The organism is Geotoga petraea (genome assembly GCF_900102615.1).
GTDB lineage: Bacteria > Thermotogota > Thermotogae > Petrotogales > Petrotogaceae > Geotoga > Geotoga petraea.
Window position 1 is genome coordinate 1 of the sequence record NZ_FMYV01000001.1, and the last position, 13536, is coordinate 13536.

Here is a 13536-nt window from a genome sequence, read left to right on the forward strand (position 1 = left end):
CATTTCTCCGAGAGTTCCTTTCACTTTTTTACTTGTATATCCATTTCGGTAGTTATCTTTTTCTTCTGTTCTATCGTATTTTTCGTATCCTAGTTCTTCATCTAATTCAGCTTCTAACATTTCTTCTAATATCGTTCCTGATATCTCTTTTAGAAATCTGGTTACATCTGGTATTGTTTTTAATCCTTCTTTTTTGATCAATTCTTTGAAAAATGCTCTTTTTTCTCTTCTTTTCCTTGTTTCTTCTTTCATTTTAAAAAACACCTCCTTTGGTTTTATTTTACTACCAAATTCGGTGTTTTTTTATTTTACACAAAATTTCTTATACTCTCGAAATGCAGTGGTTTTTCCACTGCATTTTTTCTTTTTATTATTCGCTGATATCTATTTTATGTTTTTGATTCATTTCTTCGTGAAGACCTTTTAAATATTTTTCAATTCTTTCGTGTTTTTCTTCAGCTAACTCTTTTCCTTTTTTTGTATGCATTCCATCTTTCAACTTGAGTAATTTATCATAGAAATGCTGTATTTTACCCTGTATATCTCCTCTTTCATCTGCAAAGACTCTCATTATTCCAACATATCCTATGGCATCTAATCTGTCAGCATCCTGTAATATTTTTGCCTCAATAGTTTCTGGTATAACTCCTTTAGAAAAGTTATGGACAGAAATTGCATAGCTAACCTCTTTAGCTTTTGGATAATTTAAACTTTTAAGGAATTCATAAGCTATTTTAGCCCCTGTGTTGGCATGATGGCCTTTTTTAATGTTATATTTATTAAGCATTTTTTTTGATCTTCCTATATCGTGTAATAAAGCAGATATAATTACAACTTCTTTATCACATTCAACGGTATCGGCAATAAGTTTTGCATTATAAACTACTCTCAAAATATGCTCTAAATCATGATTTCCATCTAAATCAGCGTTTGTTAAAAGTTCTTCTGATTTATTAATTATATTTTCATTCATTTTACCACCTCATTTCTATTATAACATTGTAAAATTCACTAAAATCAAACATTCTTTTGTAAACAATTTTTTATGGTTTTTTTGAACTATTTGACAATAGTCCGCTCTATAAGATATAATATTTTTAATGTATATTTAAGATTAGGAGGTGTTTTTATTGGAAATATATCTTGTATTAGGCGAGATTACTGCCTTTTTACTTATACTAAATATTTGTTATTATTTGGTTAAGTTATACTATAAAAGACATAAATTTAGCTCTAAAGAAGCCAAACAAAAATTTATTCAAAGAATGAAAAAGATATCTATTTTTCATAGGTATAATGGAATTATCATTGTAATCTTGGCAATAATTCATGGAACTTTAGCTCTTGGAACTATTTTTACCCTTCATACTGGTACTATTTTGTTGTCTGCAATTATTATAAATTTACTTATTTATGTTTTGGGAAGATTAAAATTGTTAAAAAAATGGTTGTTAATTCATAGATACATGGCTTTTTTGATATTTATTTTTTTAATAATTCATTTAACAGTTCCATCGTTATTCGGATAATATAAAGGAGTTATAATTATGAAATTAAAGGAAATCTTAGTGTTGTTTTTAATGGTTATTATTTCTACATTTGTTTTTGGTGATAATCATAGCAATCAAGTGAATAGCAAAATGGTAGAAGGATTGACCTATACAAATTATATAGAAACCGAATTAGGAATGGATATTTATTGGGAATTTTCAGAAAATCAAGAATTATTCATGATGTTAAAAGCTCCCGTATCTGGTTGGATATCAATAGGATTTGAACCAAGTAAAAAGATGAAAGGTGCAAAAATAATAATTGTGGGATTTAAGGATGAAGAAGTTATTCTCGAAGAATATTATGGTAATACACAAATAAGCCATAGGAAAATAAAAGAAAAATATATAACGGAATTCTATGGAGAAAGAACAGAAGAATATTCTTTGGCTGAATTTGTAATTCCGTTAGATAATGAATCAAGATATAATAGCTTACAACCAGGTAGTATAATCAAGACTATAATTGCATACCATAATAGTTCGGATAGTTTTTCAAGAAGGCACTCTAAAAGAGATACAATAGATATTAACTTTTAAAAATAAATGCAACCATTTTAATGGCTGCATTTATTTTTATACGATGTTGTCAAAGAACTCTTGTGAAATGTATTGTGGTTCATATGATTCGTTATATTTATTGAGTTGTCTTATAAAAGCTCTCATGTGATTTTCTGATCCTTTTTTTAAATTATTTAAAACTCTATCTACTTCATCATCATAGTTTTTAGAAAGCATTTCATCCAGATCAAAAATATCCAAATCTTCTATAGTCGCCCCAACTTCAATGGCATCGATTATTGAACCAGAAGCTTTTTCGATTAAAGTATCATATAAATCCTGTAATTCAGGTAATTGATAAACTCCTCTTTCATCTGAAATATCAATATAATCAAATCCATATTCATTAAGTAGATATTCTACAGCATCCATATGATTTTGCTCACTGTTTGAAATGTTGTCAAAAGTTCTTAACCCATACATATCGTATAATTCAGCGTAGACATCTCTGGCAACTTTTTCTTCTTGATAAAGATACAAAAGATCATTCTCTAATTCTGGAGTAGCAGCAAAACTACTAATAGAAACTAACAACACCATAATAATTAATAATAAACTTATAATACTTTTCTTCATTTAACTCATCTCCTTTAAATTTAATTTCAATAATATTATAGTTTTAAACTATTAAATAAACCTATAATTTTAATGTGTAAATAACTAAAAATTGTGTGAAATTATGTGATATAAAAAATACGGATTATAAGCAAATAAATGTATTTATTTGACAATATCTTTTTATTTTGCTATAATAATAAAAAATTAAAGGGAGAGGCCTTTTATGAAAAATAATAAAATAATTCAAAAAATAAATATTAACTTATTCAATATGATGATGCCATGGTGTAACCGATTCTTTAGCCATGGTTGTTTTGTTATGTAAAATAATCAAGGATAATCAAAGGACGGTTACTTTTAAAAAGTAACCGTCCTTTTTTTATATAAAAACTATGGAGGTGTTATTTATGAGGAAGTTAGTAGGAATTTTGGTGGTTTTAGTATTAGTTGTTGGAGGCGTTTTATATTATTTTAATGCTGGTGAGGATGTTTTAAGAGTTGGTGCTACCCCAGTGCCACACGCGGAAATTTTGGAGGTTGTTAAAGAAGACTTTGAAAAAGAAACTGGAGCTACTTTAGAAATTATTGAATTTAACGATTATGTTCAACCCAATTTAGCTTTGGATGATGGTTCGATTGATGCAAACTTTTTTCAGCATGGGCCTTATTTAGAATCATTTTCGAAAAATCAAGGATTAGAAGATTTGATATCTATAGCTAAAATTCACGTTGAACCTATGGGCTTTTATTTGAAATCTGATGAAGTGCAAGAAGGTGATACAATAGTTATTCCTAACGATAGCACAAATGAAGGAAGAGCATTAATTCTTTTGGAAAATAATGGTCTAATAACTTTAGAAGAAGAAGAAAAACTAACAGCAACAGTGCAGAATATAATAGGCAATCCTTTAAATTTGAAATTTGTCGAATTAGACGCTGCTTATTTACCAAGAACGTATAAAGAAGATGACACAGTTAATGGTGCCGTGATAAACACTAATTATGCCATTCAAGCTGATTTAAATCCATTGACTGATGCTTTGTTTATAGAAGGTTCCGAATCTCCTTATGCAAATATAATAACTGTTAAGGAAGAAAACAAAGATGATGATCTAATCAAAACATTAATTGAACTTTTGCAATCTCAAAAAGTAAAAGATTTTATAAATGAAAAATACAAGGGTGCTGTAGTTCCAGTATTCTAATTGGAGGAGTTAAAGTGTTGGAAGTAAAAGATTTAAATCTAATATATAATCAGAAGTTACATGTTTTGAAAAATATAAACTTTGAAGTAAAAAAAGGAGAAGTTGCAGGTATAATAGGTCTTTCTGGAGCAGGGAAGACCTCTATACTTAGATCTTTGGTTTTGCTTGAAAAACCAACAAGTGGAGAAATTAAGCTTAACGGTAAAGATTTGTCAAAATTGAAAGAGAGAGATTTGATGATAGAAAGGAAAAAGATAAGCGTAGTTTTTCAAAATTATAACCTCTTAAGTACAAGAACTGTGTATGAGAATATAGCACTTCCTCTGGAAATTAATAAAGAAAAAAATATAAAAGATAGAGTTCTAAAATTAGCTGAAGAAGTGGGGTTAAAAGACAGGTTAGACCATTACCCTTCTTCTCTATCTGGAGGGGAAAAACAAAGAACCGCGATAGCAAGGGGTATGATAAACAATCCAGAGATATTATTGCTGGATGAACCAACTTCGGCTCTTGATCCAAATACCACTGATAGGATTTTAAAATTAGTTCTTGATCTAAATAAAAAACATGATTTATCTACAATAATTGTTACCCATGAAATGGATGTAATAAAAAGAGCTTGTGACAGAGTTGTTTATTTGAAAAATGGTGAAGTAAACTTTTTTGGGCCTGTATATAAATTTTTTATTGAAAAAGAAAAAGAGATATATGAAGAATTCTATAAAGAAATAAATATTGATTGGAAAGCCACACGGAAGAAAAGTGGCAAAGAAAATCAAAAGTTAATTAAAGTTACTTTTTATGGGGACTCTACTCATGAACCTATTTTAGATGAAATATCGAAAAAATATGATGTTAAATTGAACTATATATATGGAAAAATTGAACATCTAAAATTAAAACCATATGGAACTTTGATCATTGTTGTTGAATACGAAGATAGAGATATTGAAGGTTTTATGAAAGAATTGGAATCAAAGGTTTATAAATTGGAGGAATTGTTATGATAGATGAATTTATAAGAGCCACTTTGGAAACAATATATATGACATTTGTATCGGGCGGTATTTCTATCATTTTTGGTATTCCTTTGGGAATTTTATTGTTTTTTCTATCAAGATCAAAAAAATCTTTGAATAGAAGAATTTACTATTTTGTAGATTTCTTTGTTAACGTTTTTAGATCAATACCTTTTATTATTCTAATAATACTCTTAATACCTTTGACAAAGATAATAATAGGAACAATAATCGGGCCAAATTCGGCAATAGTAGCACTTTCTATAGCGGCAATTCCTTTTATGGGTAGATTAGCTGAAAACTCTTTTAACAACTTATCCCAAGGTCTTATAGATACTGCGACGGTATTGGGGATGAATAAAAGACAATTTGTTTTCAAAATTTTAATTCCAGAATCGCTTGCAGATATTATTTCTGGTATAACTCTTTTGCTGATCAATTTGATAACTTTTACAGCGATCGCTGGGGCAGTTGGGGCTGGAGGCCTTGGAGCTATGGCTATAAATTATGGTTATCAAAGGTTTAGATGGGATATACTGTGGTTAGATGTAATAATCTTAATATTCATAACGCAATTAATTCAGTATTATGGGAACAAATTATCAAAATCATTAAGAAAATAAATAAACATTTTATAAAAAACTTAATAAAAACATAATTATTGAAAATATTTACGGCGTCTTATGCAATAAAAAGCATTCAATAAGTTACTAAAATTTGTTAAAAATGGTAGAATATAGATAAGAAAGAAAAAAGGAAGTGAATAATTGCAAACAAAAACATTAATGCTAATTTTATTGTTTACAATTCCTTTTTTGTATAATTATGAAGATGGAGTATATTCTCATAGAGAATTAGCTTATTCTGATAGTAAATTTATGCGAATAGATGGTTTTGATGTTCATTATAAAGAATACGGTGAACAAAATGAAAAAACCATTATTTTGTTACATGGTTTTGGCTCTCATACATACACATGGGATAAAGTTATCAAACAGTTAGGAGAAAAATATCATGTCATTGCTTTTGATCGTTCATCTTTTGGGCTAACAGAGAGGGTTTTTGATATTGAAGAAAATATTTATTCTACTGATTATCAGATAGATTTAATAAAAAAAATAATGAACAAAAAAAATATTGAAAAAGCTATTTTAATAGGCAATTCAGCAGGAGGCACAATTTCTTTAAACTTTTATTTTAGATATCCAGAATTAGTGGAAAGACTAATTCTGGTGGATGCTGCTGTTTATGTCGGTGGTGGTTTTCCAGATTTTGTCAAATTATTACTATTTTTACCACAGGTTAATTATTTAGGTCCTGAAATAACTTCTATTTTGTTGAATAATAACAGTGATGAATTTATTAAGTCTGCCTTTTATGATGATTTAAAGGTAACAGATGAAGTTTTGGCTGAATATAAAAGACCAACTTTGGTTAAAGGATATAAAAAGGCTTTTTGGGAATTTATTAAAGGAACTCAAAATTACGAAATAATTGAAAAACTTGATGAAATTGAAGTTCCTACGCTTGTTATTACTGGAGATAATGATGTTATAGTACCAACTGAACAAAGTATAAAATTATCTAAAGATATTAAAAATTCAAAATTAGTTATTCTGGAAAATACGGGACATTTACCTCAAGAAGAAAATCCAGTTGAATTTATACAAGTTGTTGAAAAATTTTTAAAAACAGAACAATGAAGAAGATGTTCGTTTTTTATTAATCCTAAATTATGGGTGATTCTATATGAAAAATACTGTAATTCTAATAATTATTTTAATATTTAGTGTAACTATATTCTCAAAGGGGATAATAATTGGAGAAGATCTCTTTATCTTAAAAACCTTTAGAGATGGTAAAAATGAAGATATACTAAACATAGTCAATAACATAGATGAACACTTTGATGAAGTTATTATACATATGGGTAGGGCGAATGTTTCTGAGAGAGGAAACTTCTTCTTTTATAGAACATCAAAAGAAAATCTAAAATATTTTTCTGATCTTTTAGAAGATAGAGGAATAAAGTTGTTCTTATGGTTTTTTGATAGTTTTGGGTCAGAAGATTTTTTGTCATTATACAATGATAGATTTAGTTTGATCACATCAAACAAAAAATTTATAGATGATTTGGGTCTTAATTATGCAGGTGTAGTCGTAGATTTTGAATGGATTAACCTTGGAGAAGGTGAAAATACAGAAAAATACATGACGTTTTTAAAAGACATAAAAACTGTTTTTACAGGTAAAGAGTTATTGGCTTTCACCAATACTATAGATTCAGAAATTGAAAATACGAAAAGAGGATATGATCTTAAAAAGATGGCAGAGGTCATAGATGGAATGATCCCCATGTTATATGTAGTGGATTTTGGGTTGTACTATGAAAATGATGAAATAAAGATGAATTTTTCAGATGATAGAATAGAGAATTTGTTAAACTTTTATTCGAATTATGAAAAAATTTACCCGGCCTTTTCTGTGACATCTGGGCTACTTTTGGTTAGGAATGGAAAAGTATTTTATATAAAAGATATTTCTCATGCATCAATTCCAGATGGATTAGAAATTGTTGGGAAACAAGAATCTCAATACCACAACATATTTAAGTTAAATGTAAAAAAAGATATTGAAATTACAAGAAATGATGGTGTTTTAGAAACTATTAAAAAAGGCGAAGAACTTTTTATTTTAGAAGTGAAAGAACTAATTTATGAAATTTCAGATTACATTTGGAATTATACTTTTTATTTTTAAGGGATGATTTTATGACGAGTAACAACTCACCAAGAGAGATAGCTAATTCTGTTTATTGGTTGAGCCCCAATATTCAACCTGGAAGTTTAAGAGTGAATCAATATTTAATCGTTAATGATAACGATATTATTCTTATAGATCCGGGTCCAATTATTTTGTTTGAACAATTAAAAGATACAGTAAATGAGATAATAAATTTTGAACAGATAAATAATATTTTGGTAACGTCAGCTGACATAGAAAAAGTTTCATCTTTACAAAAGGTTATTGATTCACTTCCAAAAAAACCAAAAATAATAACTTCTTGGAATATAAAGTTGTCTCTTGAAACTTTGGGAATGGATTGTGAATATTTAATTGTAGATTACAAAGATTCAATAGACTTCGTGGATGGGAATAATCTAAAGGTTATACCAATTCCGTATTTAAAGTCTCCTGGAACTTTTATAATCTACGATGAAAAAAGAAAAGTTCTATTTTCCGGGAATTTATTTGGAGCAATAGCAAATAATTTACGAAAATATGCTGATATAGACTATTTTGATTACATAGTGGCTTACCATGAGTACAACTTTGCCAGCTCAGAGTTACTGGATCCAATTATCGATTATATTGATAATATGGAAATAGATTTAATAGCACCTTTTTATGGTTCCATGATAAACAAGAATATTGATGAAGCCATCAATAAAATAAGAAACATAAATGCTGGGGTGTATTCTAAACACATAGCTAAAAAAATGTTATCAATGGTTAATTACAAAAATTTAATAAAAGATATCACAAAAAAATTACCAGGAAAAAACGATAGAATAAAAGAACAAATGCTTTCATACACCAGACAAAACCAAAACGAGGAGCCAGAAAAAGTTCTTAACGAAATTAGCTCTTTAATTTATTATCATAAAGGGTTAGAATCATTGGTTTTAGTAAAGAATATAATAGATGATTTTTGTATAAAATACAATATAAAAACTCCATCAATAATAAAAGAGGTGTTGAATGAAACTGTTGGTGAGATAAACAACTTGAAGCAAAAATTAAACAATTTAGAAGTCGATAACAAGATATTGAAAAAAACTTTGGACGATACAAAAGTAAATTTGTATAAAAATGACCTTACAAATCTAAAAAATGGGAAATCTTTTATTGAAACACTTTCATTTGATCTTCCAAAAGCTCTCGATGAAAAGAGAGATAATAAAATTATATTTATAAATGTGAACAATTTATCTGAGATCAACTCCTCGTATGGGGATACTATGGGTGATGAAACCCTAAGAAATGTTTCCATACTCCTTCGAGAGAACAAAGAAGAAAAACACGAACTTTACAAATTAAAAGGTTCATTGTTTGCATATTATATTAAAGATGGAAATGATCCATACCCATATGCAGAAAGAATCATAAACTTAATAAAAGATAGTGACATATTTATTGAAAAACCAAAGATATCGCTATCCATAGTTAGCTTTGGTGAATACTTTAATGAAAAAAAACACTACGATAAAATAATAGATGATATTTTTGATATGGGGCAATTAAGATTGAAAATAGCAAAAGGCATTGGAGATAACATCCTATTTGAAGACCACATGTTAAAAGAATATTCTGAAGAATCAGAAGTTGTTTTAATAGTAGATGAAGATCAGTATACTACAAATATTCTAAAGAATTATTTGATTGATTTAGGTTATAGGATTTTAACTGCCAGAAATGGAGAAAAGGCTTTAAAAATCATAAATGAAAGTAAAATTGACTTGGTCATTTCATCTATCTCGTTGCCAAAGTTAGATGGTTTTTCATTAAAACAAAAAATGAATGAAAAATCAAATACGAGAAAGATAAAGTTTATATTGATTGATTTCAAAAAATCTCCTTCAAATACAAAAAGAGCGTATTCTTTGGGAATAAATTATTTTATAAAAAAACCTTTTTTGATAGAAGAAGTCGTTGGAATAGTAAACAACATAATTTTGGGTGATTACAGTGCTTAGTCTTGATCTGCTATTCAAAATCATGTGGTTTTTATTATTTGTTGATATATATTTTTTTGCTCGTTTATTGCTCAGAAAATTTAATATGAGAAAATTTAGACAAAAAGAGGCTTATTATATTGAAAAAGTTGGAAAAAACTTCAAAGATATAGATATAGATTTGATAATAGAAAACAGAGTTCACTTAAATCAGCTCATAGAGCACATTAAAATCGTTGATATGAGTGATGAAGAAAAAGAAAAATATACTCAAATATTTATCAACAACAATGTACATAAAAAATATATAAAAAGGCTATCTTCTTTATCCAAAATTAGAAGAAAAGAAGCAGCAGTAATCTTGGGTTACATAAAAACATACGATGTTCTCCGAGAATTAGAAATAGCATTAATAAGAGAGAAAAAAGAGGATGTAAAATTTTATATTTTATGGGCTATTGTAAAGCATAAAAATAAGAACTCTATTCCTGTAATTTTAAGGAGTGTTAAAAACTCTACACCTTTTTATTTTAATAAAGTATCATCTTTAATGGTTGATTATGGGAAAGATCTATATTATTATTTGAGTTATAAGATGGATACAGACGAAGAATATTTACAAAAATTGATAATCAATTTTGCTTCTTATTTTCCAAAAGAATCTTTTAGATTTTTTTTAATTGAGAAAGCTACAAAATCCAGCTCTAAAGAAATAAAAGAATTAGCTGTTAATGCTTTATCAGAAAATTATCCAGAAGTTTTAGATGATGAATTCTTTTTAAAAAATGATGACGAAGAAATAAGAAAAAAGGCTATAGAAGCAATTGCCTATAAGAACAATTTTTCAACAATTATAAAGGTTTCTGAATTTCTTGCAGATGAAAAAGTTTATCAAACTGCTATTTCAACTATATCTTCAATACTAAGATCCAGACCAGGACTTATAGAAAAAGTTGTAGAACTATTTAAAAAAGAGAAAAATAGTGAAAAAAAGAAGGCTTATGCAAGAATTCTATCCTTAAGAATTGAGTATTTTATGTACAAATTAATGTCTAGAGATAAAGAATACGCAAAAGAAATAATAAAAGAAATCATGTTTTCTCATAAAACCAGTGAAATAATAGACTTTGTGAACAAGAACAAAATAGAAGAAATTGAAATTGAGATGATTTCTGTCTTAAACTCAGTAAAATCAGATGATTATGTAAAACGGGAATTATCATATTACTTAAATGGCGATCTTTTAGAAAAGTTAAGTTTAGAAAGAGAAGAACCTGAGTCATTACCTCATTTTGTCACTAATGAAAAAGGTAAGATAAAATTTCAATGGTTTTTCTTGTTAATAACGTTTTTAATACCTATAGCAATATTTTATTTCACAAAATATGATTTTATACAAAATAATGAACAAACTGAAATTTTAAAGGAGTTTGTTGTTGATTTTAATATATATTTAGGATTTTATGTAATCTCATTAAACTTAATATATTTGATTATCTTAGTGTTTTCATATTTAGAAAAATACAGACAAGAGACTCTTTGGAATTTGAAAAATATGGAGATGCTTACAAAAGAAGGTATATTACCCTCAATTAGTGTAATAGCACCTGCATATAATGAAGAAAAAAACATCGTGGAAAGTGTTAATTCGCTTTTAAGTTTGGACTATCCCGAATATGAACTTATAGTTGTGAACGATGGTTCAAAAGATTCTACATTAGAAAAATTAAAATCTTATTTTTACCTTGAAAAAATAGACTATGTAGTAAATGAAAAACTTATGACTCGGCCTATTAGAGGTATTTATTTTAATAAAAACATTCCAAACCTTATAGTTATAGATAAGGAAAATGGAGGTAAAGCTGATTCTTTAAATGTAGGCATTAATGTCGCTTCAAAAGAATATATATGTGGAATTGACGCGGACTCTATACTTGAAAGTGATAGTTTGTATAAATTGGTTTCTGTTACTATTGATGAACCAAATGGAATATCAGCTGTTGGTGGTAATATTATTCCTGTAAATGGTAGTAAAACAGATAGAGGATTTTTTGAAGAAGTGAAAATTCCAAAGAATCCATTGGCACTTTTTCAAACAATTGAATATATTAGAGCTTTTTTGGCAGGTCGATTAGGTTGGTCCAGTATAAACAGTTTACTTATAATATCAGGAGCTTTTGGATTGTTTAACAGAGAGGACACGATTCAAGCAGGAGGATATATGACCGAATCAGAAAGATATGGTAAAAATACTCTGGGGGAGGACATGGAACTTGTAGTCAGAGTTTTATCAGGTATTAAAGAGAGAAAAAGCAAGCGTAAAATTAGCTTTGTTTACAACGCCAATGCTTGGACTGAAGTTCCAGAAAAGTTTTGGAGCCTTTTTGTTCAGAGAGATAGGTGGCAAAAAGGTTTAATTGACATACTTCATTTTCACAGAAGAAAAATTTTCAACAAAAATTATGGAACTATGGGATTAATAGGGTTACCTTATCATTTTATCTTTGAAGCACTTGGACCAATTTTTGAGTTTTCAGGCATAGTAGTTTTTTTGATAGGCCTGTATTTAGGCATAGTCAGTTTTGAAATATTTATATTTCTTTTTATTGCAGTAGTAATGCTTGGGACAGTTGTTTCAATATCATCTTTTATAATAGCTGAAGATGAGGTTAACTATTTTTCATTTAAAGAAACAATAGTTCTTTTAATATTTTCTATTTTAGAAAACTTTGGATACAGACAATTTCAAAATTTTGTAAGATTATTTTCTTATTTCAATTCAATGAGAAGCAGGCAATCATGGGGTAAAAGTAAAAGGAAAGGTTTTAATAAATAAACTCAAAACCTACTCCAATTAATAAAAGATTAGAAATAAAATCATAATCCCCAATAAATTTTATATTAAACGTATCATATATTAATTTATATGATGCGTTTAAATTATTTATATCAGTATGATTGAAAAAATAATTAAGGTCAATATTATACAAATTAAGTCTTGGATTTAAATAGTAGCTGAAGATATTTTTTGTGCTTGAATCATAAAATTCCAAAGTATCTATTAAATTAACGCTTAAATTTAAGTAACCATTATCAAAAAACATTGAATAACCTATCGTTCCATGATTTAAAAGAGAATAGTTTAAATTTATATCTTGATTACCTTTGTATAGAGAATTTCTATATCCAAAATTAAAATTATCAAGATAAATTTTTCCACCTAAAAAATAAAATTGATTATGAGATAATCCAGCGAAAATATTGTAAAAGTCTTTGGAAAAATCTAACTGCAAAGAATATTTATCATAAGAATAGTTCAATAGAGTTAAATCGCCTGAAACATCAATACTATATATCTCTCTATTGTTATATTGATAACCTCCAGACACAACACTTGTTATTTCTGTACCTATTAATTCGGTTTTATAATCAACGAAAATTCTGTTAAATTTGAAATCATAATAAGAATCAATTAAATTTTTTACTTCATCAGTAAAATTATAGTTTTCAGCTTGCAATTTTTTTATAACTTCTAAAGCTTTTTCATAATCTTTTTTCCAAAAAAGAATCTTAGCTTTATTTTCTAAAACTGCAGGTGAATCTATACCAGTATTTTCAATTATTTTAATTGCCTCATCAAACTTTCCTTGCCAGGCTAAAACGTTTGAATAGGCTATTATAAGCTCTTCTGTTTTAAAGTCTTCCATCAATTTTGAATAAAGCTCTTCTGCTTTATCATACTGCCCATCCCATGCATATTGTTGAGCATCTCTGAGCAATTCATCATATCCAAAAGAAAATGTTATAGCGGTTATTAAAAGAAAAATAATGAATAAACTTATTTGTTTCAAAATAATCACCCCTTGATATAAACTCTTTTTATCAATTATAACAAGTCAACATCATT

13 protein-coding genes are annotated in these 13536 nt (G+C 27.7%); 9 read left to right on the top strand and 4 right to left on the bottom strand.

The genetic code is table 11. The annotated features are described in order from the left end of the window. Positions 1 to 252: transposase (locus tag BLS00_RS10810; protein WP_176759792.1), on the bottom strand; the 252-nt coding region annotated here is incomplete at its 3' end. A 118-nt stretch (positions 253 to 370) separates the two neighbouring features. After that, positions 371 to 973: an HD domain-containing protein gene (locus BLS00_RS00010; RefSeq protein ID WP_091401592.1), complete on the bottom strand. Its 603-nt coding sequence runs from the start codon at positions 971 to 973 to the stop codon at positions 371 to 373. Between the two features lie 157 nt (positions 974 to 1130). Here BLS00_RS00010 and BLS00_RS00015 point away from each other — a divergent pair, with 157 nt between their 5' ends. Then, entirely contained in the window at positions 1131 to 1529 is a 399-nt protein-coding gene (locus tag BLS00_RS00015; protein WP_091401596.1) for a hypothetical protein, read from the top strand. An 18-nt stretch (positions 1530 to 1547) separates the two neighbouring features. Further along, positions 1548 to 2090: a DOMON domain-containing protein gene (locus BLS00_RS00020; protein ID WP_091401599.1), complete on the top strand. Its 543-nt coding sequence runs from the start codon at positions 1548 to 1550 to the stop codon at positions 2088 to 2090. Positions 2091 to 2126: 36 nt separating this feature from the next. On the opposite strand, the gene BLS00_RS00025 is transcribed toward BLS00_RS00020, so the two are convergent. Next, the gene (locus BLS00_RS00025) at positions 2127 to 2687 is read right to left on the bottom strand and encodes a DUF2202 domain-containing protein (RefSeq protein ID WP_091401602.1); all 561 of its coding nucleotides are present in this window, start codon (positions 2685 to 2687) and stop codon (positions 2127 to 2129) included. A 389-nt stretch (positions 2688 to 3076) separates the two neighbouring features. Here BLS00_RS00025 and BLS00_RS00030 point away from each other — a divergent pair, with 389 nt between their 5' ends. The 7 genes from BLS00_RS00030 to BLS00_RS00060 all read left to right on the top strand — a co-directional run bounded on the left by BLS00_RS00030 (position 3077) and on the right by BLS00_RS00060 (position 12465). Continuing rightward, positions 3077 to 3874: a MetQ/NlpA family ABC transporter substrate-binding protein gene (locus BLS00_RS00030; RefSeq protein WP_091401606.1), complete on the top strand. Its 798-nt coding sequence runs from the start codon at positions 3077 to 3079 to the stop codon at positions 3872 to 3874. Positions 3875 to 3888: 14 nt separating this feature from the next. Further along, positions 3889 to 4881, top strand: a complete 993-nt coding sequence (locus BLS00_RS00035) for a methionine ABC transporter ATP-binding protein (RefSeq protein ID WP_091401609.1) — start codon at positions 3889 to 3891, stop codon at positions 4879 to 4881. After that, positions 4878 to 5516, top strand: a complete 639-nt coding sequence (locus tag BLS00_RS00040) for a methionine ABC transporter permease (protein ID WP_091401613.1) — start codon at positions 4878 to 4880, stop codon at positions 5514 to 5516. Before BLS00_RS00035 ends, BLS00_RS00040 begins: the two co-directional genes overlap by 4 nt. Positions 5517 to 5678: 162 nt before the next feature. After that, on the top strand, positions 5679 to 6596 hold the full coding sequence (locus tag BLS00_RS00045; RefSeq protein WP_176759793.1) for an alpha/beta fold hydrolase: 918 nt from the start codon (positions 5679 to 5681) through the stop codon (positions 6594 to 6596). A gap of 46 nt (positions 6597 to 6642) precedes the next feature. Continuing rightward, positions 6643 to 7653 carry a glycoside hydrolase family 18 protein gene (locus tag BLS00_RS00050; RefSeq protein ID WP_091401622.1) on the top strand — a complete coding sequence of 337 codons (1011 nt, stop codon included), beginning with the start codon at positions 6643 to 6645 and terminating at the stop codon, positions 7651 to 7653. Between the two features lie 11 nt (positions 7654 to 7664). Further along, complete coding sequence (locus BLS00_RS00055) at positions 7665 to 9650, top strand: oxygen-binding di-iron domain-containing protein (protein ID WP_091401625.1); 1986 nt, start codon at positions 7665 to 7667, stop codon at positions 9648 to 9650. An 85-nt stretch (positions 9651 to 9735) separates the two neighbouring features. After that, entirely contained in the window at positions 9736 to 12465 is a 2730-nt protein-coding gene (locus BLS00_RS00060; RefSeq protein WP_176759794.1) for a glycosyltransferase family 2 protein, read from the top strand. On the opposite strand, the gene BLS00_RS00065 is transcribed toward BLS00_RS00060, so the two are convergent. Beyond that, a complete protein-coding gene (locus BLS00_RS00065) occupies positions 12455 to 13480 on the bottom strand; it encodes a tetratricopeptide repeat protein (RefSeq protein WP_091401629.1) in 1026 nt (341 codons plus the stop codon). The two genes, BLS00_RS00060 and BLS00_RS00065, sit on opposite strands and share 11 nt — an antisense overlap. Positions 13481 to 13536 lie beyond the last annotated feature (56 nt).

Excerpts from the sequence above, each read along its gene's own strand:
- BLS00_RS00060 (WP_176759794.1), top strand. The coding sequence starts at position 9,736 with ATGAGAAAATTTAGACAAAAAGAGGCTTATTATATTGAAAAAGTTGGA.
- BLS00_RS00045 (WP_176759793.1), top strand. The coding sequence starts at position 5,679 with ATGCTAATTTTATTGTTTACAATTCCTTTTTTGTATAATTATGAAGAT.
- BLS00_RS00050 (WP_091401622.1), top strand. The coding sequence starts at position 6,643 with ATGAAAAATACTGTAATTCTAATAATTATTTTAATATTTAGTGTAACT.
- BLS00_RS00040 (WP_091401613.1), top strand. The coding sequence starts at position 4,878 with ATGATAGATGAATTTATAAGAGCCACTTTGGAAACAATATATATGACA.
- BLS00_RS00055 (WP_091401625.1), top strand. The coding sequence starts at position 7,665 with ATGACGAGTAACAACTCACCAAGAGAGATAGCTAATTCTGTTTATTGG.
- BLS00_RS00020 (WP_091401599.1), top strand. The coding sequence starts at position 1,548 with ATGAAATTAAAGGAAATCTTAGTGTTGTTTTTAATGGTTATTATTTCT.
- BLS00_RS00025 (WP_091401602.1), bottom strand. The coding sequence starts at position 2,687 with ATGAAGAAAAGTATTATAAGTTTATTATTAATTATTATGGTGTTGTTA.
- BLS00_RS00030 (WP_091401606.1), top strand. The coding sequence starts at position 3,077 with ATGAGGAAGTTAGTAGGAATTTTGGTGGTTTTAGTATTAGTTGTTGGA.
- BLS00_RS00010 (WP_091401592.1), bottom strand. The coding sequence starts at position 973 with ATGAATGAAAATATAATTAATAAATCAGAAGAACTTTTAACAAACGCT.